Source organism: Streptomyces sp. NPDC049915 (assembly GCF_040656475.1).
GTDB lineage: Bacteria > Actinomycetota > Actinomycetes > Streptomycetales > Streptomycetaceae > Streptomyces.
Genome location: NZ_JBFAMH010000005.1, coordinates 244080 through 268656, shown reverse-complemented (window position 1 = coordinate 268656; position 24577 = coordinate 244080). Strand labels below are relative to the sequence as shown.

Annotated in this window: 20 protein-coding genes; 10 read left to right on the top strand and 10 right to left on the bottom strand. The window is 72.3% G+C overall.

Features of this window, described 5'->3' with window-relative positions; translation table 11 throughout:
• Positions 1-10: 10 nt before the first annotated feature.
• Positions 11-874: a glycosyltransferase family 2 protein gene (locus AB0J12_RS11005; RefSeq protein ID WP_363263959.1), complete on the bottom strand. Its 864-nt coding sequence runs from the start codon at positions 872-874 to the stop codon at positions 11-13.
• Between the two features lie 459 nt (positions 875-1333).
• Between AB0J12_RS11005 and AB0J12_RS11000 the strand changes: the two genes are divergently transcribed.
• From AB0J12_RS11000 to AB0J12_RS10965, 8 genes are all read left to right on the top strand, one after another.
• Positions 1334-2665, top strand: coding sequence for a sugar transferase (locus tag AB0J12_RS11000; protein ID WP_363263958.1), 1332 nt, complete (start codon positions 1334-1336; stop codon positions 2663-2665).
• Positions 2666-2688: 23 nt separating this feature from the next.
• Complete coding sequence (locus tag AB0J12_RS10995; RefSeq protein WP_363263957.1) at positions 2689-3738, top strand: Gfo/Idh/MocA family oxidoreductase; 1050 nt, start codon at positions 2689-2691, stop codon at positions 3736-3738.
• Positions 3739-3792: 54 nt separating this feature from the next.
• Positions 3793-4767, top strand: coding sequence for an NAD-dependent epimerase/dehydratase family protein (locus AB0J12_RS10990; protein WP_363263956.1), 975 nt, complete (start codon positions 3793-3795; stop codon positions 4765-4767).
• Positions 4764-5903, top strand: coding sequence for a DegT/DnrJ/EryC1/StrS family aminotransferase (locus tag AB0J12_RS10985; RefSeq protein WP_363263955.1), 1140 nt, complete (start codon positions 4764-4766; stop codon positions 5901-5903). The genes AB0J12_RS10990 and AB0J12_RS10985 overlap by 4 nt, the downstream gene beginning before the upstream one ends.
• Entirely contained in the window at positions 5900-6589 is a 690-nt protein-coding gene (locus AB0J12_RS10980; RefSeq protein ID WP_363263954.1) for an acetyltransferase, read from the top strand. Before AB0J12_RS10985 ends, AB0J12_RS10980 begins: the two co-directional genes overlap by 4 nt.
• A complete protein-coding gene (locus AB0J12_RS10975; RefSeq protein WP_363263953.1) occupies positions 6586-7704 on the top strand; it encodes a DegT/DnrJ/EryC1/StrS family aminotransferase in 1119 nt (372 codons plus the stop codon). The genes AB0J12_RS10980 and AB0J12_RS10975 overlap by 4 nt, the downstream gene beginning before the upstream one ends.
• A gap of 62 nt (positions 7705-7766) precedes the next feature.
• Positions 7767-11372, top strand: coding sequence for a DUF4082 domain-containing protein (locus AB0J12_RS10970; RefSeq protein WP_363263952.1), 3606 nt, complete (start codon positions 7767-7769; stop codon positions 11370-11372).
• 66 nt (positions 11373-11438) lie between these two features.
• Positions 11439-12485 (top strand): glycosyltransferase, encoded by a 1047-nt coding sequence (locus AB0J12_RS10965; protein ID WP_363263951.1) that lies wholly within the window; start codon positions 11439-11441, stop codon positions 12483-12485.
• An 11-nt stretch (positions 12486-12496) separates the two neighbouring features.
• On the opposite strand, the gene AB0J12_RS10960 is transcribed toward AB0J12_RS10965, so the two are convergent.
• Complete coding sequence (locus AB0J12_RS10960; protein WP_363263950.1) at positions 12497-13153, bottom strand: hypothetical protein; 657 nt, start codon at positions 13151-13153, stop codon at positions 12497-12499.
• Positions 13154-13224: 71 nt separating this feature from the next.
• Here AB0J12_RS10960 and AB0J12_RS10955 point away from each other — a divergent pair, with 71 nt between their 5' ends.
• Positions 13225-15228 (top strand): O-antigen ligase family protein, encoded by a 2004-nt coding sequence (locus tag AB0J12_RS10955; protein ID WP_363263949.1) that lies wholly within the window; start codon positions 13225-13227, stop codon positions 15226-15228.
• Positions 15225-16142: a glycosyltransferase family 2 protein gene (locus tag AB0J12_RS10950; protein WP_363263948.1), complete on the top strand. Its 918-nt coding sequence runs from the start codon at positions 15225-15227 to the stop codon at positions 16140-16142. Before AB0J12_RS10955 ends, AB0J12_RS10950 begins: the two co-directional genes overlap by 4 nt.
• Here AB0J12_RS10950 and AB0J12_RS10945 read toward each other — a convergent pair.
• The 8 genes from AB0J12_RS10945 to AB0J12_RS10910 are packed head-to-tail and all read right to left on the bottom strand — an operon-like array spanning position 16121 to position 24535.
• Complete coding sequence (locus AB0J12_RS10945; RefSeq protein ID WP_363263947.1) at positions 16121-16912, bottom strand: glycosyltransferase family A protein; 792 nt, start codon at positions 16910-16912, stop codon at positions 16121-16123. The genes AB0J12_RS10950 and AB0J12_RS10945 overlap by 22 nt on opposite strands.
• Positions 16913-16923: 11 nt before the next feature.
• A complete protein-coding gene (locus AB0J12_RS10940; protein ID WP_363263946.1) occupies positions 16924-17856 on the bottom strand; it encodes a hypothetical protein in 933 nt (310 codons plus the stop codon).
• A complete protein-coding gene (locus AB0J12_RS10935) occupies positions 17853-19349 on the bottom strand; it encodes an oligosaccharide flippase family protein (protein WP_363263945.1) in 1497 nt (498 codons plus the stop codon). Before AB0J12_RS10935 ends, AB0J12_RS10940 begins: the two co-directional genes overlap by 4 nt.
• Entirely contained in the window at positions 19303-20175 is an 873-nt protein-coding gene (locus tag AB0J12_RS10930) for a Wzz/FepE/Etk N-terminal domain-containing protein (RefSeq protein ID WP_363263944.1), read from the bottom strand. Before AB0J12_RS10930 ends, AB0J12_RS10935 begins: the two co-directional genes overlap by 47 nt.
• 51 nt (positions 20176-20226) lie before the next feature.
• Positions 20227-21339: a UDP-N-acetylglucosamine 2-epimerase (non-hydrolyzing) gene (gene wecB, locus AB0J12_RS10925; protein WP_363263943.1), complete on the bottom strand. Its 1113-nt coding sequence runs from the start codon at positions 21337-21339 to the stop codon at positions 20227-20229.
• A gap of 3 nt (positions 21340-21342) precedes the next feature.
• Positions 21343-22602 carry a nucleotide sugar dehydrogenase gene (locus tag AB0J12_RS10920; protein WP_363263942.1) on the bottom strand — a complete coding sequence of 420 codons (1260 nt, stop codon included), beginning with the start codon at positions 22600-22602 and terminating at the stop codon, positions 21343-21345.
• A complete protein-coding gene (locus AB0J12_RS10915; RefSeq protein ID WP_363263941.1) occupies positions 22602-23372 on the bottom strand; it encodes a WecB/TagA/CpsF family glycosyltransferase in 771 nt (256 codons plus the stop codon). The genes AB0J12_RS10920 and AB0J12_RS10915 overlap by 1 nt, the downstream gene beginning before the upstream one ends.
• Complete coding sequence (locus AB0J12_RS10910) at positions 23369-24535, bottom strand: hypothetical protein (protein WP_363263940.1); 1167 nt, start codon at positions 24533-24535, stop codon at positions 23369-23371. Before AB0J12_RS10910 ends, AB0J12_RS10915 begins: the two co-directional genes overlap by 4 nt.
• Positions 24536-24577 lie beyond the last annotated feature (42 nt).

The window sequence follows — 24577 nt, the reverse complement described above, 5'->3', positions numbered from 1 at the left end:
CCTGGTGCGCTCAGTTCCGCCGGCTGCTCTCGTCGCGCAGCCAGGTGCCGAAGTCCCCGGCGCGGATGGCCTTGCGCGCCCCCCGGCGTGCGACCAGCGCCGCGGCCACGAAGACCACGACGCCCGGCAGGAGCGACGGCTCCGCGCGCAGCAGCGCCGTCAGGTCCGACCGGCCGGTGCGCGCCGAGGCCCCCTGCGGGCCCTGCCGCTCGACCTGCGCGGTGGACACCGCCGCCCGGACCCGTCGTTTGATCAAGTCCCGCCAGGTGCGCGGCGGATGGACCACGACCCGTGCCGCGCCGACCACGCGCCGCTCGTGCGCGGCGAACGCCAGCGACGCGGCCAGGTCGTCCGCCATCAGCGGCGGCAGGGCGGCGATCCGGTCGTGCCCGGCCTTGGACAGCGCGATGACGCCCCGGCCGAACAGCCCTTCGCGCACCGCGGGCAGCCGCTGCCACACCCGGTAGTAGGCGCGCACCGGCCAGGCGCAGGCGGCCAGCGGGATGTGCCGCCGTGGCGCGGTGGCGAGGATCCGCGCGGTGCCGTCGGAGCGGTCGGCGCCGTCGTCCAGGGGCGTGGTAAGCGCCCGTACGTCGGCGGCCGTGAGCACCACGTCGGCGTCCACGTACAGGCGCGGGAAGCCGCGCGCGTGGTCGTCGCCCGCCCGCAGCGCGGCGTGCTTGGAGGGGACGGGGATCTCGACCACCCGCACGCGCGGACCGCGGGCGGCCGCGACGCGCGCGGTGTCGTCCGTGCACCCGTTGCACACGACCACGATGTCGGTGTCGTCCCCGAAGTCGTCGGCCAGCAGAGAATCGAGGAGCCGGCCGAGGACGCGTGCCTCGTTGTGCGCCGGGATCACGATGCTCGTCACTTGGGCAGTATGCCCCCCGTCATCCCGTTGCGCTGCGTGTTTCGTCCAACTGTTCCCGGGACTGCGTCGCGTGGTCTAGATTGAGGTCCGCCGGACCGGTTTGGGAGGGAAACCAGACCCTGGCTGCACGTCAGGGGAACGGCGTTGGGGGACCGGAGGCCGCAACAGGCAGCCGGCCAGCACGCGGGGGGCGTGAAGCGGTTGGGGAACCGCTGAGACTCCCTTGTTTTTCAGTGCCGTTGGGCTGAGGAGACACAGCGGCGCCGATCCATTCCCGGCTGCGGGTCTCGCGACCGCAGGCCCGGTTTTCGTTGGCTCAGGCATAGCTGCGCACGTGGTGGTGGGGGGTCCATGACCATTGAGATGACGCATGAGCACCTGGTTGTGGAACATAGACGTCCAGATGCTCGTCGAAGACGCTGGGAACGCACATACCGAAGAGCTCTGCTGGCCGCGGACGTGTTCGCGGCCCTGGCCGCCGCCCTGGTGATCCACGGGGCGTACGGCCGCTGGGCGGTGGCGCTGGTGCTGCCGCCGCTGTGGATCGTGGCGATGCTCGCCCACCGCACCTACGAGCGCGGAGCCCTCGGTCTGGGGGCCGAGGAATACCTGCGTGTGCTGCGCGGCGCCGCCCTGCTGCCCGCGCTGGCGGGCACCTACTGGGTGTTCACCCGCGATGCGGGGTTCCTGCATGACATGACGACGGCCGCGGTGCCGGCGATCGCCTTCGCGCTGCCGCTCCGTTACGCCCTGCGCCGCCGGCTGCACCGGCGCTGGGCGCGGGGGCGCGACCGCAGCGCGACCCTGCTGGTCGGACCCTCGCACGGGGTCCTGGAGCTGGCCGCCGTCCTGCGGCGCACCGGCGGCGCACGCGCCCTGCACGTCGCCGGCGCGTGCGTGAGCGACGCCGACCACAGCACGCAGATCCGCCGGCTGGGGGTGCCTGTCCTGGGCGGCGCCGGTGACCTGGACGACGTCATCCGGGCCATGGGCATCGGCACCGTGGTGGTGCTCCCGGCCCCGGAGTTCGATGCCGCCGTCGTGCGCCGCATGTCGTGGACGGCCGCCGTCCACGCCGCCGACTTCCTGCTGGCGCCCGTCCTGACCGACGTGTCCGCCGCCCGCCTGGCCGTGCGCCCCACCAACGGCGTGCCACTGCTGCGCGTCCAGGCGCCGAACCTCTCCCGGCTCTCCCGGCTGCCCAAGGAGGCGCTGGACCGTACGCTCGCGGCGGCGCTCCTGCTGCTGTTCGGGCTGCCCATGCTGCTGATCGCCCTGATCGTCCGGCTGGACAGCACCGGACCGGCCCTGTACCGGCAGCAGCGGGTGGGCCGCTACGGCGACCACTTCACCATGCAGAAGTTCCGCACCATGCGGCAGGACGCGGACGCCCTGCGGGCCGAGCTGGAGCACCTCAACAGCAACAGCGACGGACTGCTGTTCAAGGTGAAGAAGGACCCGCGCGTCACCCGCGTCGGTTCGTTCCTGCGCCGCAGCTCGCTCGACGAACTGCCGCAGCTGATCAACGTGGTCAAGGGCCACATGTCGCTCGTGGGCCCCCGCCCTCCGCTGCCCGAGGAAGTGGAGGAGTACACGCCGGACATCAAGCGCCGGCTGCTGGTCAAACCCGGCCTCACCGGTCTGTGGCAGGTCAGCGGCCGCTCCGACCTGCCCTGGGACGAGGCGGTCCGGCTCGATCTCGGATACGTGGACAACTGGTCGATGGGCCTGGACCTGTCGATCCTGCTGCGCACCGGCTCGGCCGTGGTGCGCGGAACGGGGGCCTACTGATGAGCCAGGGAAAGAGGAACGCCGTGACGCAGGAGCCGTTGGGGGTCGCCGTCGTCGGGGCCGGCTACTGGGGCCCCAACCTCGTCCGCAACTTCCAGGCCAGTGACCGGTTCCGGCTGCGCTGGCTGTGCGACCTCGACGTGGACCGCGCCCGGCGGGTCCTCGGCGGCTACTCGACCGTGCAGGCCACCGCGGACTACGCGGCCGTCCTCGCCGACCCGGAGGTGGACGCCGTCGCCGTGGCCACGCCCGCCGGCACCCACCTCGACATCGCCCTGGCCGCCCTGCGCGCCGGCAAGCACGTCCTGGTGGAGAAACCCCTCGCGGCCACCTACGCCGACGGGCTGCGCCTGGTGAACGAGGCGCGGGAGCGCGGCCTGACCCTGATGTGCGACCACACTTACTGCTACACGCCCGCCGTGGGCCGTATCCGGGAGGCGGTCCACTCCGGGGAACTCGGCGAGATCCACTTCGTCGACTCGGTGCGCATCAACCTAGGGCTCGTCCAGAAGGACATCGACGTGCTGTGGGACCTGGCCCCGCACGACCTGTCCATCCTGGACTTCATCCTCCCCGGCCACGTCGAGCCGGTCGCCGTCGCCGCCCACGGGGCCGACCCGATCGGCGCGGGCCAGGCCTGCGTGGCCTATCTGACGCTGCAGCTCAACACGGGGGCCATCGCCCACGTGCACGTCAACTGGCTCTCCCCGACGAAGGTGCGCACCACCATGGTGGGCGGCGCCAAGCGCACCTTGGTGTGGGACGACCTCAACCCGCTGCAACGGGTGGCGATCTACGACCGGGGCGTGGACCTGGCCGCGCCGCAGGAGATCGGTGCGGACGAGCGCCGCGACATGCTCGTCTCGTACCGCTCCGGGGACATGGTCGCCCCCGCGATCGCCGAGCGCGAAGCCCTGCGCGGCATGGCCGAGGAGTTCGCCGACGCGATCCGGCACCGGCGGGCGCCGCTGACCGACGGCCGCGCGGGCCTGCGCGTGCTGGACATTCTCGAAGCGGCCTCGCGGAGCCTTCAGTTCAAGGGCGCCGTCGTCGGTCTGCGCGCCGGCCACTGACGTCCGTTCCAGCGCCGCGCACTGACGTTCCACATCAGCGAGAGGGCCAAGCAGTTGAGCAGCGTACGAGGCAAGAAGATCCTGGTCACCGGAGGGGCGGGCACCATCGGCTCGAACCTGGTCGACCTCCTGGCCGAGGGCGGTGCCCGCGAGATCGTCGTGCTCGACAACTTCGTGCGCGGGCGCATGGCCAACCTCGCCCAGGCACTGGGGACCAACACCGTGCGGGTCGTCGAGGGCGACATCCGTGACGCCGCCCTGGTCCGCAAGGTCACCGAGGGCGCCGACCTGGTGTTCCACCTCGCCGCGATCCGCATCACCCAGTGCGCCGAGGAACCCCGGCTCGCCAACGAGGTGATGGTCGACGGCACCTTCAACGTCCTGGAGGCGGCGGTCGACGCCGGCGTCTCCAAGATCGTCGCCTCGTCCTCGGCGTCCGTCTACGGCATGGCCGAGGAGTTCCCGACGACCGAGCGCCACCACCCCTACCACAACGACACGTTCTACGGCGCCGCCAAGGCCTTCAACGAGGGCATGCTGCGCAGCTTCCACGCCATGTTCGGGCTCGATTACGTGGCCCTGCGCTACTTCAACGTGTACGGCCCCCGGATGGACATCCACGGCCTGTACACCGAGGTGCTCATCCGCTGGATGGAACGCATCGAGGCGGGCGAGCCGCCGCTGATCCTCGGCGACGGCACCCAGACCATGGACTTCGTCGACGTCCGCGACATCGCCCGCGCCAATGTGCTGGCCGCCGAGTCCCCGGTCACCGACGAGGTGTTCAACGTCGCCGGCGGCACGGAGACCTCGCTGAAGGAGCTGGCCGAGGGCCTGCTGGAGGCGATGGGCGCCACCGGCCTGGAGCCCGAGTACGGACCCGCCCGCACCGTGAACGGCGTGGTCCGGCGCCTCGCCGACACCAGCCGGGCCGCCGAGCGGCTCGGCTTCACCGCCCACATCGACCTGCGCACCGGGCTCAAGGACCTGGTCGCGTGGTGGCGTGCGGAGCGGGAGGCGGCCAAGTGAGCACCGACCGCATCCCCGTGATGATCCCCTGGCTGGGCGAGGAGGAGGCCCGGGCCGCCTCCGCGGCCGTACTGTCCGGCTGGGTCGCCCAGGGCCCCCGGGTCGCCGCGTTCGAGCGGGCCTTCGCCGAGCGCGTCGGCGCCGAGCACGCCGTCGCGGTCAGCTCCTGCACCACCGCCCTGCACCTGTCCCTCGTCGCCCTCGGACTCGGGCCCGGCGACCAGGTCGTGGTGCCCTCGCTGTCCTTCATCGCCACCGCCAACGCGGTGCGCCACGTCGGCGCCGAGCCGGTGTTCGCGGACGTGGACCCGGTCACCGGCAACCTCACCACGGTCACCGTGGACGCGGTCCGCACCCCGCGCACCCGGGCCGTCCTCGCCGTCCACCAGGGCGGCGTCCCGGCCGACGTCCACGCCCTGCGCGCCGCCTGCGCCGACTGGCGGATCCCGCTGGTCGAGGACGCGGCCTGCGCCATCGGCTCCACGGCCGGGGGCAAGCCCGTCGGACAGGGCGCCCTGGTCGCGGCCTGGTCCTTCCACCCCCGCAAGATCGTCACCACCGGCGAGGGCGGCATGATCACCACCGACGACGCCGGATGGGCGGCCCGTCTGCGCCGGCTGCGCGAACACGGCATGAACGCCTCGGCGGCCGAGCGTCACGCCAGCGACAAGCCTGTCCTGGAGAGCTATCTCGAGGTCGGCTACAACTACCGGATGACGGACATCCAGGCCGCGGTCGGCCTGGTCCAGCTCGGCAAACTCGACGCGATGATCACCCGCCGCCGCGAACTGGCGGCGCGTTACGAGGCGTTGCTGCGGGACATCCCGGGTCTCACCCCCGTCCGCGACCCCGAGCACGGCGAGAGCAACTTCCAGTCCTACTGGGTGCTGCTCGAACCGGACTTCCCCGTCGGCCGGGACGACCTGCTCGCCGCGCTCGCCGCGGCCGGCGTCTCCGCCCGCCGCGGCATCATGGCCGCCCACCTCGAACCCGCCTACGCCGGCCACCACGGCGCGCCGCTGCCGGTCACCGAACGGATCAGCCGCGACTCGCTGATCCTGCCGCTGTTCCACACGATGACCGAGGCCCAGCAGGACCGCGTGGTGGCTGCCCTGCGCGCCCAGGCCGCACGATGAACACGCTGCTGATCATCGGTGCCGGCGGCTTCGCCCGGGAGACCGCGCAGGCGGTACGGGACGCGGGCGAGGCCACGCTGCTCGGGCACCTCGACGACGACCGGGCCCTGCACGGCACCGACGTCGACGGCCTGCCCGTCCTCGGCGGCACGGACCTGGTCCACGACCTGCCCGACGCCCGCGTGGTGATCTGCGTGGGCAACCCCCGTGACTACGGCGCCCGCGCCCGCCTGGTGCGCCGGCTCGACCTGCCCGAGGACCGCTACGCCACCGTGGTCCACCCGACCGCGGCCGTCTCGGTGACCTCGCGCGTCGGTCCCGGCTCGGTGCTGCTCGCGCACTGCGCGCTGACGGCCGCCGTACGGGTGGGCGCGCACGTCGCGGTGATGCCGCACACCGTCCTCACCCACGACGACGTCGTCGAGGACTACGCCACCGTCGCGTCCGGCGTGCGCCTGGGCGGGGGAGTGCGGCTGGCCACGGGCAGCTATGTGGGCTCCGGGGCCCTGGTCCGGGAGGGCACCACGGTCGGCGCCTGGTCGCAGATCGGGATGGGGAGCACCGTGCTCGGCGACATACCGCCGGGCGAGGTCTGGGTGGGCAGCCCGGCCCGGCGGCTGCGCGAGGCGGCCGCCCCGGCGCTCGACGAACTCGCGCTGAGAGCAATGGGGGGACGGAACGTATGAACCGCATTCCACTGGTGGACCTGAAGGCGGCCCACGCGGAGGTCGCCGACGAGGTACGGGCCGGCTTCGAACGCCTCCTGGCGAACACGGCGTTCATCGGAGGGGAGGAGGTCCGCCTCTTCGAGCGCGAGTACGCCGACTTCGGCCGCGTCGCGCACTGCGTGGGCGTCGCCAACGGCACCGACGCCGTCGAACTCGCCCTGCGCGCCGGCGGGGTGGGGCCCGGCGACGAGGTCGTGGTGCCCACCAACACCTTCATCGCCACCGTCGGCGCGGTGGCCCGCATCGGCGCCCGCCCGGTCCTCGCGGACTGCCTGCCCGACAGCCATCTGCTGGATCCGCAGGCCGCGCTGGACGCGGTCGGCCCGGCCACCCGCGCGGTGGTGCCCGTGCATCTGTACGGCCAGATGGCCGACGTCACTGCGCTGACCGGCCGGCTCCCCGGCCATGTCCGCGTCGTCGAGGACGCCGCGCAGTGCCAGGGCGCCAGCTGTGGCGGCCGCACACCGGGCAGCGGCTCCATCGCCGCCACCAGCTTCTACCCGGGCAAGAACCTGGGCGCCTACGGCGACGCGGGCGCGGTCCTCACCGACGACGAGGCACGCGCCGACCTGGTCCGTGCGATCGCCAACCACGGTGGCGTCGCCAAGTACCGCCACGACGTGCCCGGCTTCAACAGCCGCCTGGACGGACTGCAGGCCGTCGTCCTGCGCGCGAAGCTGGCCCGCCTCACGGACGGCAACGCGGCCCGCCGCGCGGCCGCCGCCCGCTACGACGCGCTGCTCACCGGCCTGGCGGCCACCGGCCGGGTCGTCCTGCCGGTGACGGCGCCCGGCAATGTCCACGTCTGGCACCTGTACGTCGTCCAGATCACCGGCGCGGACCGCGACGACGTGGTCGGCAAGCTGGGCGCCGAGGGCATCGGCGCGGGCGTGCACTATCCGCAACCCGTCCACCTCACCCCGGCGTACCGCCATCTCGGCCACTCCCCGGGCGACTTCCCGAACGCCGAGAAGGCGGCCGAGCGGATCCTGTCGCTTCCGCTCTACCCGCAGATCACCCCCGACCAGCAGCAGCGGGTCGTGGACGCGCTCACCGCGGCGCTCGCCGGCTGAACGATCCCCGCTCCACCCCGACCGCACGGGTCGGTCCTGCACAGCACCGCTGAGAGGTACTCATGAACAGTTGGAGCAGACGGCTGCGGGGCGGGCGCCTCGCCGTCGTCGCAGCGTTGATCTGGACAGTGCTCCCGCAGGCCGTCCCCGCCCAGGCGGTCACCGATCCGTGCGGTGCGGGATCGAACCCGGTCGTCTGCGAGAACTCCAGACCGGGCAGCCCGAAGTCCGACTGGTTCTCGGCCAACGCCTACGGTGACATCAAGGGGTTCACCACCAAGGAGAGCGTCCAGGCGGGCGACACGGTCCAGTTCAAGGTCCAGTCGAAGACCCCGTACCGCATCGAGATCTACCGGCTGGGCTGGTACGGCGGTGACGGCGCCCGGGAGGTGTCGACGGCGGCGCAGGCCGCGGTGACGTACCCGGCCAACTACCTCACCAGCCCGAAGAGCTGCACCACCAAGAGCGCCACCGGCCTGGTCGACTGCGGCAACTGGCCGGTGACCGCGAGCTGGGCCGTGCCCGGCGACGCCGTGTCCGGCCTGTACATCGCGAACATCACGCAGACCGACGGCGACGGCCTGATGCCGTACCCGTTCGTCGTCCGCAAGGACTCCAGCACCTCCGACGTCGTCGTGCAGACCAGCGACCAGACCTGGCAGGCCTACAACGACTACGGCGGCCAGGACCTGTACGGCGGCGCCGGTCCCGCGCCCGACGGCCGCGCCTACGAGGTCAGTTACAACCGGCCGCTGGACATCGGCGGCGACAACGGAATCTACGGCTCCGAGTTCATGATGCTGTCGTGGCTGGAGCGCAACGGCTACGACGTGAGCTATCTGTCCGGCGTGGACGTCTCCACCAACGGCGTCACCCTGCTGAAGAACCACAAGGTGTACCTGTCCTCCGGCCACGACGAGTACTGGACGCAGAGCCAGTACTCCAACGTGCTGGCGGCCCGCAAGGCCGGGCTGCGCGAGGCCTTCTTCAGCGGCAACGAGGTCTTCTGGAAGACCCGCCTCGCCCCGAGCATCGACGGCGCGGCCACGGCGAACCGCACCCTGGTCTGCTACAAGATGACCAAGATGGCGCAGAACAACGGCATCGCCGACCCCAGCGGCAGCTGGACCGGCACCTGGATGGACCCGGCCGGCGCCCAGTACGGGCAGGCCTACCAGCCGCCGAACATCCTCACCGGCTCCATGTTCACGGTGAACGGCTACCGCAACGACGCCATCACGGTCCCCGGCTCGTACGGCAGGAACCGGCTGTGGCGCAACACCTCGATCGCCAACCTCACACCGAGCCAGACGGCCACCTTCCCGGCCGGCACCCTCGGCTACGAGTGGGACAGCGACATCGCCAACGGCACCCGGCCGGCCGGGGCGATCGACCTGTCCTCCACGACGGTGGACATCACCGACGGCAAGTACCGCCTGGACTGGGGCAACGTCTACGGCAACGGCACCGCGACGCACAACCTCGTCGCCTTCCGCGACCAGGACTCCGGGGCGCTGGTGTTCGGCTCCGGCACCGTGCAGTGGTCATGGGGACTGACCAATGTCCCTACCTACGACCCCGCCGACACGGTGGTCACCGAGGACGCCCGGATGCAGCAGGCGACCGTGAACATCCTCGCCGACATGGGCGTCCAGCCGAAGACCCCGCAGAGCAACCTCGTCGCCGCCACCGCCTCCACCGACGGCACCGGACCTGCGGTCACCGTGACGAGCCCCGCCTCGGGCGCCACCCTCCCGGCGCTGAAGCCCGTCACCCTCACCGGCACCGCCACCGACACCGGCGGGGGAGTGGTCGCCCGCGTGGAGGTGTCCACGGACGGCGGCGCCACATGGAACGCCGCCACCGGTCTCACCTCCTGGAAGTACACCTGGACCCCGACCACACCGGGCCCGGCGTCCCTCAAGGTGCGCGCGGTCGACGACAGCGTCAACATCGGCGCCGTCACGACCCTCCCGATGACCGTCGGCCCGCAGACCTGCCCCTGCACCGTCTGGCCGGCCTCGGCCGTACCCGGCACCGTCAACGCGGGCGACGGCAGCTCGCTGGAGCTCGGCGTCAAGTTCCGTACCACGGTGGCCGGTTCGGTCACCGGTGTCCGCTTCTACAAGTCGCCCGCCAACACCGGCACCCACACCGGCAGCCTGTGGACCGCCTCCGGCACCCGCCTGGCCACCGGCACCTTCACGAACGAGACGGCCTCCGGCTGGCAGCAGCTGAACTTCCCGACCCCGGTGGCGGTCAAGGCGAACACCACCTATGTCGCCTCGTACTTCGCCCCCAACGGCGGCTACTCCTACGACGGCGGCTACTTCACCGACAGCGACGCCGGCCTCGCCCCGCTCACGGCACTGAAGTCCGGCACCGACGGCGGCAACGGCGTCTACCGGTACAGCTCCACCAGCGCCTTCCCGGCCTCGCAGTCCTCCGGCAGCAACTACTGGGTCGACGCGGTGCTCGACACCTCGACGGCCGGCACGGCCCCGCCCGCCGTCACCGCGACGTCCCCGACCTCGGGGGCGGTCAACACGTCGATCACGGCACCGGTGTCGGCCACCTTCAACGCGGCCGTCGACGCGGACAGCCTCACGTTCACCGTGAAGGACCCCGACGGCAGCTCCGTGCCGGGCACCGTCACGCTCCCCGCGGCGAACAAGGCGACCTTCACCCCGTCGACCGAACTGGCTCTGCACACCACCTACACGGCGTCCGTGCAGGCCACCGACGTGTGGGGCAACGCCATGGCGGCCCCGGTGACCTGGAACTTCACCACCGGTTCCACCCCGCCGGCGGTCACCTGCCCCTGCACGCTGTGGAACGCCGGCACCGTCCCGGCCACCACCGACGTGACCGGTGACGCCAACTCCGTCGAACTGGGCACCAGGTTCACCTCGTCGACCGCCGGCTGGGTCACCGGCGTCACCTTCTACAAGGGCACCGGCAACACCGGCACCCACACCGGCAGCCTGTGGAGCGACGACGGCACCCTGCTCGGCAGCGGCACGTTCACGAACGAGACGGCCTCGGGCTGGCAGACGCTGACCTTCGCCACCCCGGTGGCCATCACCGCCGGCACCGCGTACGTCGTCTCCTACCACGCCCCGCAGGGCAACTACGCCGTCGACGGCGGCTACTTCGCGGCGGCCCACCAGTCGTATCCGCTGACCGCCACCGCCGACACCACCGCGCACCACAACGGGCTCTACCGGTACGGCGCGGGCCCCGCCTTCCCGAACAGCTCCTACGGATCCGCGAACTACTGGGTGGGCCCGGTCTTCACCGCCGACAACCCGAGCGGGATGCTCGCACCGGCCACCGCCTCGGAGGCGACCACGTCCTCGGTGACGCACACCGCCGACGCGGCCACCCCCCTCGTCGCGGCCCTGCCCGCCGTCACCGCCCTGTCCTCCGTCACCGCGACCGTGACCGTCCTGCCCGGCCCCACGGCAGCCGCTGCCAGGAAGCTCCACGTCACGGCCGTCACCTCCTACGACCGGGCCACCCACAAGGTGTCCGTCCACCTGTCGGCCCCGCTGCCGGACGGCACGCGGTTCACCGTCACGGTCAGCGCCCGGGACAAGCACCGCCACCCGGTGCGGTCCCACAGCTGGACCCTGACCAGCAAGACCGTCCACAAGAAGAAGAACTGACCGACCGAGCGCACCGGTGGTGATCCGCTCCGCGCGGACCACCACCGGGGATTGGCTGCCGCACCGATGAGCACCGTCAGTGTTGTCATCCCCTGCTACAAGTACGGCCACTTCCTCGCCGACTGCGTCAGCAGCGTCCTGGACGAGCAGGACGGTGTGGACGTCCGGGTCCTCGTCATCGACGACGCCTCGCCCGACGACTCGGCCGAGGCCGCGCGGAAGCTGGCCGCCTCCGACCCGCGGATCGAGGTCCGCGTCCACGAGACCAACAAGGGCCACATCGCCACCTACAACGAGGGCCTGCTGGAGTGGGCCGACGGCGACTACGTGGCGCTGCTGTCCGCCGACGACCGGCTCGTTCCCGGCGCCCTGGTCCGCGCCGCCGCCCTCCTCGACGCCCATCCGGAGGCCGGGTTCGCCTACGGCCGCCCGCTGCGCTTCCGGCACGGAGGCCCCCTGCCGAAGGCCCGCACCCGCACTACCGGCTCCGTCGTCCACCCCGGCCAGTGGTGGCTGGAGCGCCGCTTCCGGGAGGGCACCGGCTGCATCACCTCACCCGAGGTCGTCGTCCGCACCAGCCTCCAGCGAACCGTCGGCGGCTACGACCCGGCCCTCCCGCACGCCGGTGACATCGAGATGTGGATGCGGCTCGCCGCCCACGCCGACGTCGGCTACATACGCGGCGCCGACCAGGCCTTCTACCGCGTCCACGGCGACAACATGTCCACCACCGACTTCGGCGGCCAGCTCGACGACCTGCGCCAGCGCCTCGTCGCCTTCGACTCGGTGCTCACCAAGTGCGCCGACCGGCTGCCCCAGCGCGACCGCCTCGCCGAGCAGGTCCACACCCGGCTCGCCCGCTACGCCCTGCGCCGCGCCTACCGCGCCTACGACCGGGGCCGTACCGATGTCGTCCCGGTCGACGCGTGCGTCGCGTTCGCCGAGGAGTGCCTGCCGGGCTACCGGGCCCTGCCCGAGTACCGCGCGCTACGGCTGCGGCGGCGGATCGGACCGGCGGCGATGCCGTATCTGCAGCCGCTGGTGTGGTCGGCGGTGGCCGACCGCGGCCGGGAGTGGCTGTGGTGGCAGTCCTGGAAGCGCCGCGGCATCTGATGCGACTGTTCTCAGGGGACCACGGGAAGCGGACCGCCGTGCCGTCCGGGAGTGACCTTGCGCCGGCCCATCAGATACCGGTCGAGCCACAACGCGCCCACCACGCCGCCGGCCATGCCCAGCAGGGCGGCGCCGGCCAGGCCCCGGCTCGGTGTGCCCCGGACTTCGGCGGCGCTCGGGGAGACGAGGACCGAGGCGGTGATCCGCGCCCCGTCGGGAACCGTCTGGGACGTCTGCAACGCCTCGACGTGCCGGGTGTAGACGTCGACGACCCGGCGTACGGCGGTCACGGCCGCGTCCGAGTCCGACGCCTGCGCCTGCACCTGCACGGACGGGATCAGATAGCGGGGCGTCGCGCTGGTGCCGCTGTTGCGGGGCACCAGGTGGTAGGTCCCCTCGACGCCCGCCGCACGCAGCTCCCGGTCGCCCGCGGGGGACTGGAGCTGCTGGATCACCGAGTAGGAGACCAGGGCGAGCGGCGGCTGCAGATTGGTCAGCTGGTTGGGCTGGTTCCGGGTCACCGGCGGCTTGAGCACGACCACAGCGGAGCCGACGTACTGGGGTGCCGGACGGACCACCTGCCAGGCCCCGGCGGCCGTCAGCAACAGCGCGGCCACCACGACGTACCAGCGCCGCAGCAGCGCGTCGGCGACGTTCCCGGGCGACATAGGAGATCCTTCCGTCGCCCTCGATACTGGCAGGACGCGCGGCGTGACGCCACCGATCGGGGGGACGGTTCGTGAGCCTTGGTGAGATATGGGCCATCCTGCGCAGACGCTGGTACTTCATGGTGCCCTTCACCCTGCTCAGCCTGGTCTGCGGCGGCTATCTGTACGTGACGGTGCCCGTCTCCTACCAGTCGCAGAGTTCCGTCGCCCTGCTGGACTCCTCGGCCGTCGCCCGGCTGGCCCCGACGTTCGGCAACCCCATCTCGAACGCGGGCGGTTCACTGATCGTCACGGCCGACGTGCTGATCCGCACCCTGGCATCCAGTGAGGCGGCGGAGGAACTGCGCGGCCGTGGCGTCACCGACCCGTACACCGCGGGATTCGCACCGCGGAGCGAGAGCCCGCTGCTCTCGCTCAGCGTCACCGGCACCGACCGGGCGAAGGTGCTCGAGGAGACCAACACCCTCACCGCGTTCGCCGGTGAGCAGCTCGACGCCCTGCAGGAGGCCGCCAAGGTCCCGCCCGCCTACCTGGTGCAGACGGCGCCCGTCGTCCTGCCGCAGACGCCCGTGGCGAAGTCGAAGAGCCGCTACCAGGACGTCGCGGCCGTCGTCATCGTGGGGGTGGTCAGCGCGTTCCTGCTGTCGATACTGATGGAGGGCGTCGCGGTGGTCCGCCGCCGGCGGCGCACGGAGCCCCGGCCGAAAGTGAGCCGGGCCCCGGTGGGCGTGCTCGCCCGGCGCGTCGACGCCACGGCGATCCTCACCGTCTATCTGGCGCTGGCCTTCTTCATCCCGTCGAACCTCGCCCTGCCCGCGCTCGGCGGCGTCGGCACCCCGGCCAACGTCTTCGCCCTGCTCGGCCTGTTGTGGTACCTCGCCACCTGGCTCGGCGGCCGCATCCTGCCCGCGCCGGGCACCCGGCTCGTCCGGGTCGCGGTGGGCGTGCTCGGGGTGGCCGTCCTCCTGGCGTACGTCGCGGACGCGATTCGGGAGAGCTCGCACCAGGAGGTCCTCGGCGCCGACCGGGGGCTGATCGGCTACCTGGTGTGGGTGTCGCTGGCCGTCCTGACGTCGGCGGCCGTGCAGGAGCGCGGCCGGCTCGACGTGCTGCTGCGCAGGGTGGTGGTGTTCGCGTCCGTCGTCGCCGCGATCGGCTTCTACGACTTCTTCGCCGCCACCAACATCGCCGACTCCCTGCACATCCCCGGCCTGCAGACCAGCGTGGCCCAGGTGTCCGTCATGGACCGCGGTGCCTTCACCCGGCCCCGCTCCACCACCGCCCAGCCCCTGGAGTTCGCCGGCGTGCTGGCGATCCTGCTGCCCTTCGCGATCCAGCAGGCCTTCGATCCGGTACGCCGTCAGCTGCGGCCCTGGCGCCGGTGGGCGCCGGTGGTGCTGCTGGCCGGTGCGCTGCCCCTGTCGGTGTCGCGGACCTCGATCATCGGCCTGCTGCTGGTGGCCGTGGTGATGGTGGTGCGCTGGAAGCCGGCCAGGCGCTGGGCCGCGATCGGCGTGATGACGGCGTCCGTAGCCGTCTTCAAGGTGCTCATCCCGGGCCTGATCGGCACGATCACGGGCCTGTTCGCGTCCTTCCTGTCCAACTCCGACAGCAGCACCCAGGCCCGTACGGTGAAGTACAGCGCGATCGTGCCGTATCTGAAGGAACACCCGCTGTTCGGGCGGGGCTTCGGCACCTTCACCCCCGACCTGTACTTCTTCACCGACAACCAGTACATGCTGGGCCTCGCCGAGATGGGGGTGGTCGGGCTGCTCGCCCTGCTCACCCTGTTCGTCACCGGCATCCACCAGGGCGGCGCCATCCGGCGCCTCGCCCGCACCGAGGCCGACCGCGAACTGGGGCAGGCGTTCTTCGCCTCCTCGCTGGTCGCGCTGGTCATCAGCGCCACCTTCGACTCGCTGAGCTTCCCGATGTTCGCCGGCATGTTCTTCCTGCTGCTGGGCGCCGGGGGCAGCTATCTCGGGTTCATCCGGCGCGAGGCAGCTGCCGCCGCCGTCGTGAACCGCGGCACGCCCACCGAAGCCCGGCTTCCCGATCTCGTGGAGTCCCGATGAGCCGCGTCGCCGTCATCGTCGTCACCTGGAACAGCGCCGCGGTGCTCCCCGGGTTCCTCGCCGCGCTCCCGGACGGCATGACCGGTCTGGGCTGGCGGCTGGTCGTCGCCGACAACGACTCCGCCGACGACACCGTCGACGTCCTGAAGACCCTCGCCCCCGACGCCACCGTCGTGCAGACCGGCCGCAACGCCGGGTACGCCGCCGGCGTCAACGCGGCGCTGGCCGCCGCCGACGGCTGCGACGCCGTCCTGATCTGCAACCCGGACGTCCGTATGCGGCGGGGCTGCGCCAGGCGCCTCGTCGACAGCCTCGGCGACGGCGTCGGCATCGCCGTACCCCTGCTGTACGAGGAGGGCCGGGACACTCCGCACCACTCGCTGCGCCGGGAGTCGAGCGTGCTGCGGGCCCTCGGCGAGGCCGTCATCGGCAACCGCCGGGCCGGACGCTTCCCGGCGCTGAGCGAACTCGTCACCGACCCGGACGCCTACCGGCGGCCCACCCGCGCGGACTGGGCGACGGGCGCGCTCATGGCGATCTCGGCCGGCTGCCTGGCCGCGTGCGGACCGTGGGACGAGTCCTTCTTCCTCTACTCGGAGGAGACCGAGTACTGCCTGCGGGCACGCGACCTCGGACACGCCACCCGGCTGGAACCGGCCGCCGAGGCCGTCCACCTGGGCGGGGACTCGCAGGTGTCGCCCCGGTTGTGGACGCTGCTGACCCTCAACCGGGTGCGGCTGTACCGGCGACGCCACGGACCGCTCGCGACGGCGTGTTTCCGTGCGACCGTCCTGCTGCGGGAGACCTCACGCGCACTCCTCGGCCGCGCCGCCAGCCGCGCCGCGGCCCGCGCGCTGCTCACCCCGGGCGCGCTGCGGGCGGCCCCCGGTCCTCAGGCGGACCACGTCGTGTAGAAACTCCCCGGATTCACCAGGTACCGTACGGTGGCGTGCGGGACGTGGCGCACGCGGTGGCCGCGGCTGTAGCGGTGGATGAGCTCCCAGTCCTCGCGCGGCATCACCTCGGGCGTTCGCCGCAACCGGCTGAAGTGCAGGGCTTTCGTACGTCGCGCGACGAACGCGTTGGTGTCCAGGAACGACTCCCGGGCGGCCCGCCGCCGGTCGAACGGCACCGAGAGCACGTCCCGTTCGGTGCCGTCCGGCAGGACGCGGCGCAGCGCCGTGTACACGCCATCGGGCCCACCGGGGGACTCCAGCACCGCCAGCGCCCGCTCCAGATGGTCCGGTTCCCACAGGTTGTCGTCGTCCAGGAACGCCACGTACCGCGAGCGGGTGAGGCGGATGCCCACATTGCGCACGACGCCGGCCACACCCGTGTTACGGGCCAGCGACACGGCGAACAGCCTTGGGTCTGAAGTGAGTTCCGGCAGCCCGGCGCCGTCGTCGACCACGATCACGACCTGGTCGCGCACGCTCTGGGCGAGAGCGGAACGGACGGCCGAGCGCAGCGCGTCGGGGCGGCGGTGGGTGGCGATGACCGTGGCGACGAGCGCGGCCGGCGGGGGAGCTGCGGCGGCCACGAGCCGGCGGACCTCCGCGGTCTCGAAGCGGCGCAGTCGCAGCGCCGAGGGGGCGAGCAAGACCTTGTTGCGCAGCTCGAAGAGGACGAGCCAGCCGAACGCGCGCTTGAGCAGCTCCCAGGGGGCGCGGACGATACGTCGCATGATCCTCTTCCTCAGCCGGCCGGCTCGGGGACGATCAGGGTGCCGTCGGAGAACCGGTTGCCGCGCCAGACGTTCCCGCTGCCGCCCTCGTTCCAGGCGGTGACGGCGCCGTAGACGCCGGAGTTGCGGTGGTAGCGACGGGAGAACACGTTGTCCGTCACCCTGACCCTCGTGGCGCCGGGCCCGCCCCCGTACAGCGCGTACGCGCCGCCGGCCAGCAGGTTGCGCTCGACGGTGACCCGGGAGACATGACCGGCGTCGGCGAACAGGCCGATGGCGGCGGACGCTCCGCGGTCGACGGGGACCGGGTTGAGCAGCGTGTTGTGCCGTACGACCAGCTCGCCGGTGTTGCCGCCGCCGCTGATCACCGCGTCGGTGTGCTGCCATTCGCCACCGGTGTTGCGGAACGGCACCAGGTCGTGGACGTAGTTGTCGTGCAGGTATCCCTGGCCCATGGACAGGGCGTTGCCGAACACGGAGATGTCGCACCAGCCGACCTCGGTCGAAGCGGTCCCCATGGTGGAGACGGCGTAGTCCACCCCGCCGTTGTCCGGGCCCTTGCCGGGGACGGCGGTGATCGTGCTGTGCAGGACCTTCAGACCGCTGTGGCCGGGGCGCAGATTGATCCCCCACCAGTTGGCGGAGGTGATCCTGGAGTCGACGACGGTCACGTCGTCGGCGTAGATGTCGAGGGAGCCGGTGAGGTCCCAGCCGTTGATGACCGTGCCGTCGGTCCTGATGCTGACGTTCCCCGCGTCGTGCGGGGTGAGGCCGACGCGCGGGCCGGTGCTGCGGGCGTCCGGGAAGCCGGCCTCACCGGGCAGCGGCGGCTTGGCGTCCTCCGTCCTCTCCCGGGAAGGGGCCGGAGCGGGGTCGCCGCCCGGCGAACAGGCGGCGCACAGCACGAGGGCCAGGCCGGCGAGCAGGAGGCGCGGCCTCGTCATACGGTCTCCGGGGTACGCGAGCCGAGCAGGAAGCGGCGGCTCGGCAGAACGCACACTACATAGCAGGCCAGGGCGGCCGTTGCGGTGACACACAGGGCGAGGAGGCCGTCTCCGAGGAATCGTTCGGCGGCGAGCACCACCACGGTCATCACCGCGCCCCCCAGGAACGGCCAGGCGCAGGCCCGGGCGACGGGGGCGAGGCCTATTCCGGCCCGGCCGAGCGCGTGCAGGAAGGCGGGCACGACGAGACCGGCGGCGACCAGTACGTGGCCCTGGGAGACGCCGACGATGCCGTTCAGCCGGGCGCCGCCGATCAGGACGGGGACCAGTGCGACGACCCACAGGCCCTGGGTGAGGATCAGCGAGCGGCGCCGGCCGGCGGCGATGAGGCAGTCGTAGGCGAGTTCGCAGCCGATGCGGACCAGGCCCAGGGCCATCAGCCAGGGCAGCGCGGCCGCGGCGGGCACCCAGGTGCTGCCGTACACGAGGTGGACGACCGGGGCGGCGAGCCCGCCGAGCAGCACACACAGCGGCACCGTCCCGGTGACCAGGACACCGAGGGCGCGGCTGAAACCGTCCGCGAGGGCCCGCGGGGAGTCGGCGAGACGGGAGAAGCCCGCGAAGGAGACCCGCCGGGCCGCCTCGGAGATGATGCGGACCGGCCAGCCGGACATGTTGAACGCCAGCACGTAGAAGCCGAGCGAGACACCGCCGAGGGCGGAGCCGACGACCAGGGTGTCCACGTTCACGACGGCGAGCGCGAGCAGACTCGCACCGGCCAGCGGCAGCCCGAACCTCAGCAGCGCGCGGGCCTGCACGGGGTCCCAGCCGAAGCGCAGAGTGCCGGGGGCGGCCAGCGCGCAGCCGGCGAGGGCGGCGACGTTGCCGGCGACCGCGCCCCAGGCGAAGCTCATCGCGCCCTCACCGGTGAACGCCAGCGCCAGGGTCACGGAGGTGCTGACGACGAAGTTGAGCGCGTCGATGACCATCCGCCGGCCCTGGGCGAACTCACGGGTGAGGATGGCGGCGGGCACCTGCGCCACGCCGTCGATCACCAGGCACAGGCACATCACACGCAGCACGCCGGTGGCGTCGGGCGAGTCCAGCAGCACGGCGACCGTCGGCGCCGCGACGAACAGGGCCGCGTACAGCAGGGCGCTGGAGGCGGTGGCCAGGGTCAGCACGGTCGGCGCGAAGCGGCGGGGGTCGCCTTCCCAGCGCACCAGGGCGAGGCTGACGCCGAGTTCGTTCGCCGACAGCAGGACCAGCAGCACGGTCTGGGCGATGCCGTAGACGCCCCACTCGGCCGGGCCCAGCGCGAAGCGCGCCAGCAGGATGCCGGTGGCGAAGTTGCCCAGCCGCATGACGACGGTGTTGACCAGGCTCCAGCGGGCCGCGGAACGGACCTGGTGGCCGAGGGAGGCGGGAGCGGGAGTGCCGCTCGGCTCAGCGGTGTCGCTGTCCGGTGTGCGGACGCTGTCGATGCTGTCCATGCGCAGACTCCTCGTCGAGCGGCTCGGCGGCGGACTCCACGGTCATGACGGACCGCCCGGCCCTCGACTCCCTGACGGACCCGGCGTCGGGGGACCCGGTCTCGGCCGGCCTGCCGTCGGCCGACCGGCTGTCGGGGGACCGGGACCAGCTGGGTGCGGTCCGCAGCGCCATCGTCCGCTCCACGGCCGGTTCCCCCGGCGACGCGGGCAGCGCGGGCTCCGCACCCCGCGGCCGCCGGCGCGCCTCGACGAAGAACACGGCCACCAGGCTCAGCACCAGGCCCAGGCCTCCGGCCATGACCATGTACTCGAGCCGGGTCTTGGTCTGCGCCACCGGGTTCTGCGGCGGCACGACGGTCGTCATGCGGATCATGGCCTTCGGGTCGACCCGCTGCTGCCGCTGGAACTGCTCCAGCCGTTCCTGGGCGTACGCGGTCAGGATGCGGTCCGCGGCCAGGACACCGGCCTTGTCGTCGCCGGTGACGGTGAGCCACATCAGCGGCCCCTGCGCGTTGTCGGCGAGCTTCGCCTCGAACGTGCCCGTCGCCCCCCGGGACTTCAGTTCCCGGAGCGAGCCGTCGGAGTTGAGATTGCGGGCCAGGCTGTCGGCCATCCCGGTGAGCGAGGTCTGCGTGCTCAGGAACGGGTTGCCGTCGTAGGCGACGGTGGCCTTCTGCGAGTTCAGCAGCACCACCGTGCTCTGCGACTGGTAGGTGACCGGCACCGTCAGCGCCACGGCCGCGGTCAGCGCCGCGGTCAGCAGCAGCCCGGGCAACAGCACCTTCCAGCGCCTGCGCATGACACGGAAGATCTCAGCGAGATCCATGGCGGTCCCCCCTCGCGGCCCGACGTGGCCCGAGCATATGTGGCAAGCGGATCACAGGGGGAGCGTTCGGTCGGTGGGCCTCGGCCGGGTACGCGCGGTGCCTCCCTCCAGCAGCACCTCTGCGATACGGTCGCTCGCCCGGCCGTCCCACAACTCGGGCCGGCGTGGGGCGGGCGGGGCGTCGAGCACCCGGCGCACGGTCGACACGATCCGCTCCGGATCCCGGCCGGCCAGCACGTTGGTGCCCTGCTCCACGGTGATGGGCCGCTCGGTGTTGTCCCGCAGGGTCACGCACGGCACACCGAGCGCGGTGGTCTCCTCCTGCACCCCGCCGGAGTCGGTCAGCACGAGCCGGGCGGCCTCCTGCAGGGCGATGAAGTCCAGGTACCCGGCGGCCGGCACCAGCCGGACACCCCCGGGGACGCCGATCTCCGCCAGCCGCCCGGCCGCGCGCGGATGCACGGGCAGTACGAGCGGGCAGCGGGCGGCGACTTCTCCCAGGGCCTTCAGCAACCCGGCGAGCACCTCGGGGTCGTCCACGTTGGCCGGGCGGTGCAGCGTGACCAGGCCGTACTCGCCCCGGGTCAGGCCGTACCGGTCGAGGGCGCCCACGTTCCGGGCCCGGTCCAGGTTGGCCAGCAGTGTGTCGATCATGACGTTGCCGACGAGGTGGATCTGGTCGTCCCGGTAGCCCTCCGCGCGCAGATTCTCGACCGCGTCCGGCGAGGGGGCCAGCAGATAGTCGCTGACCCGGTCGGCGGCGACCCGGTTGACCTCCTCCGGCATGCTCCAGTCACGGCTGCGCAGACCGGCCTCGACGTGTGCGAGCAGCGGCCCCGCCTTGGCCGTCACCAGGGCGCAGGCCAGGGTGGAGTTGATGTCGCCGACCACGACGACGACGTCCGGGGACACCTCGTCCAGGAGCGGCTCGAACGCGGTCATCACGCGTCCGGTCTGCTCGGCGTGGGTGCCGGAGCCGACCCCGAGGAAGCGGTCGGGCGCACGGATGCCGAGGTCGGCGAAGAACACGTCGTTCATCGCCGGGTCGTAGTGCTGACCGGTATGGACGAGCACGACCTCGGCGCCCCGGCGCTCCAGGGCGTCCATCACCGGCTTGATCTTCATGTAGTTGGGTCGCGCCCCGGCGACGCAGACGACTCGCATGGCTCAGAGCACCTCGATCGTGGGGCCGGCCGTCAGCCGCCGACGGCAGTCGAGGACGAACGGGGCGTATTCGGCGATCCGTTCGTAGTCGAAGCCGTCGTGGTCGGTGAGCAGGACCACCAGGTCGGCGGCCGCCAGCTCCTCGGGCACCGGCTCGACCCGCACCAGCCGGGCATCCACCGGCAGGTCCTCCACGACGTGCGGGTCCGCCGCCCTGACCTGGGCGCCCATGTCGAGCAGCAGCTGGGAGATGCGCAGCACGGGCGACTCCCGGGCGTCGCCGGTGTTCTTCTTGTACGCCAGGCCCAGCAGCAGGATGCGCGAGCCGTTCACGGACCGGCGTCTTTGGTTGAACAGGTCGCTGATCCGGCGCGCCACGTACTCGGGCATATGGCTGTTGATGTCGTTGGCCAGCTCCACGAATCGGAAGCTCTGGCCGAGTTCACGCTGCACCCGCCAGGACAGGTAGGAGGGGTCGATCGGCAGGCAGTGACCGCCGACGCCCGGCCCGGGCGTGAACTTCATGAAGCCGAACGGCTTGGTGGAGGCCGCGTCGATGGCCTGCCAGACGTCGATGTCCAGGTGGTGGGCGAACATCGCGATCTCGTTGACCAGCGCGATGTTCACGTGCCGGAAGGTGTTCTCCAGCAGCTTGGCGAGTTCGGCCTCCCTGGGCGAACGCACCGGCACGGTGGTGTCGACGAGCTGCCCGTAGAAGTCCCGCACGGACGCCAGGGACGCCGCGTCGACGCCGGAGACCACCTTCGGTGTCTGCTGGAAGCCCCAGACGGCGTTGCCCGGGTCGATCCGCTCGGGGCTGTAGCCGAGGTGGAAGTCGGCGCCCGCCTTCAGGCCCGAGCCGTCCTCCAGGATCGGCGCGAACAGCTCCTCGGTGGTGCCGGGATACGTCGTCGACTCCAGGACGACGGTGGCGCCGGGGCGCAGATAGCGGGCGAGGGTGGCCGCCGACTCCTTGATGTAGCGCAGGTCGGGGGTGCCCTCGTGCAGCGGGGTCGGCACGGTGACCACGGCGACGTCGAAACCGCCGCAGTCGCGCGCCAGATCGCTCGGTCTGTAGCTGCCGTCGTCCAGCGCGGCGCGGATCCGCTCCGAGGAGACGTCCTCGACGAACGACGCACCGGCGGCGAGGCTCTTGATCCGGCGGGCGTCGACGTCGTAGCCGACCACCTCGTGCCCGACCTCCGCGGCCCGCACGGCCAGCGGCAGTCCGACGTAACCCTGTCCAACCACGACGACGCGCATCAGTGACTCCTGTTCGCGGAAGCGGGCGACGGGGTGAGCCGGACGAACTCGCGCGCCGTCATGAGAAGGAAGGAGACGTTGGTGGTGACGTAACGCCGGCCGAGGCGGCGCGGCTCCTGCAGCGCGCGGTAGAGCCACTCGAGCCCCCAGCGCTGCCAGGACTTCGGGGCCCGCTTGGTGACCCCGGCCAGGATGTCGAAGGAGCCGCCGACGCCGTGCACGACGCGGGCGCCGGTGCGGGTGCCGTGCGCGGCGGTGAAGATCTCCTTCTTCGGCGAGGTCATCCCGAGGAAGAGCATCTGGGCGCCACTGCGGGCGATGCCGCCCGCGATCGCCTCCTGCTCGTCGTCGTGGAAGTAGCCGTTGCGGCTGCCGGCCACCTTCAGACGGGGGAAGCGGCTCGCCACCCGGCGCAGCATCTCCTCGAGGACCTCCTCCTTCGCACCGAGGAAGTACACGGAGACGCCGGCCGTTTCCGCCTCGGCGAGCAGCCGCAGGAACAGGTCGATGCCGGCCACCCGTTCCGGCAGCGGGGCGCGCAGGACCCGGCCGGCCCACACCACGGCCTGCCCGTCGGCGAGGACGAGATCGCAGCCGGTCACGGCGTCGGCGAGCTGGGCATCGCGCCGCATGTTCACCAGCTTCGCGGCGTTGACCACCCCGATCTCCAGCCGGCGGCCGTCGCGCACCGCTTCCAGGCAGCGCCGCACGGTCTCGTCCATGGTCAGCGCGTCCACCTCGATCCCGAACAAGGTCCGACGCGCACTCATATACGGCCCCCCAGCCAGGCGTGCAGCATCCAGCCGAACTCGTACGGCCGGCACTCGCGGTCCACGGACAGGGGGCGGTACACCCGGTCCAGGGCCGTCAGCCGCAGATTCGAGGCCACGCGGGTGGCGAGCCCCCGGGCGGCGCGTACGGCCTTCCTCGGATCGCCCCGGAAGACCTTGCGCCAGGTGACGCGGAGGTCGTCGAGGATCATCGGCTCCCGGTGCGCGGCCCCGGCCAGTTCGGGCACGTCCGTCATCCAGCGCAGGCCCCTACGGATCGCCGCGCCGAAGTCGGTGCCGCCGGCGTCGGCGAGGTCGAACAGGGCGGTGGGGGCCATCGCGTGCTGGTGGACGCTGTAGACCGGGTAGCCCTCCACTACGCCGCCGGTGCGCGTGTCGTAGTGCCACCACCACTGCCCGCCCTCGCCCTGCAGCGCGCAGATGCGCGCGGCACACGCCTCGGACGCGGCCAGCGCCTCCGGGTCGCCGCCGTCGCTGCTCGCGTGCGCCCGGGCCAGGGCCTGCAGCGGGTAGGTCTGGTCGGCGAAGCAGCTCACGTGCTCCCGGTACCAGGGCACCAGGCCGGGTCCGGTGGCGTGCGGGAACAGCGGGCTGTCGGCGAGGCGGGCGCGCAGCAGACGGTCGCGGGCGGCCGCGAAGTGCGCCTCCACGTCGACGACGTCCCGGGCCGCGGCGAGTGCGGACAGCACCCACGCCGCCTCGACCGTGTACTGCGGCCGGCCCGCCGCGTCCAGGGCCTCGACCCGGGCGAGGGCGTCGGAGAGCTTGGGGTGCCCGGTGTCGGCGGCGGCCCACGCGATGAGCGCCGCGTCGCCGAGGTTGGTCACCGCGGGCAGCGACTCCACCAGCAGACCGACGAACTCCTCGGCGGTACGCCCGCCGAGCACGGCACGCTGGCGGTCCTCGGGCAGGAACCGGGCGCCGAGCGCGGTGATGGCCGCGTACCGGGTGCTGATCCCGCGCCGCTCGAGGGACCAGGAACCGTCGGGGCGCTGCTGCCCCGCCATGGTGAAGGCGAAGGCCTCACCGCCGGGCAGCAGCATCTTCGGCAGCCCCGATTCGGCGAGCGCGAGGAGCCGCCCGGCGAGCGTGAGCAGCGGCGGCTCCTCATGACCGAGCGCCGCGAGACGTGTCGTGATCATCGTGTGGACACACCAACCCCCCTGTTGTGCACAGACTTGTCA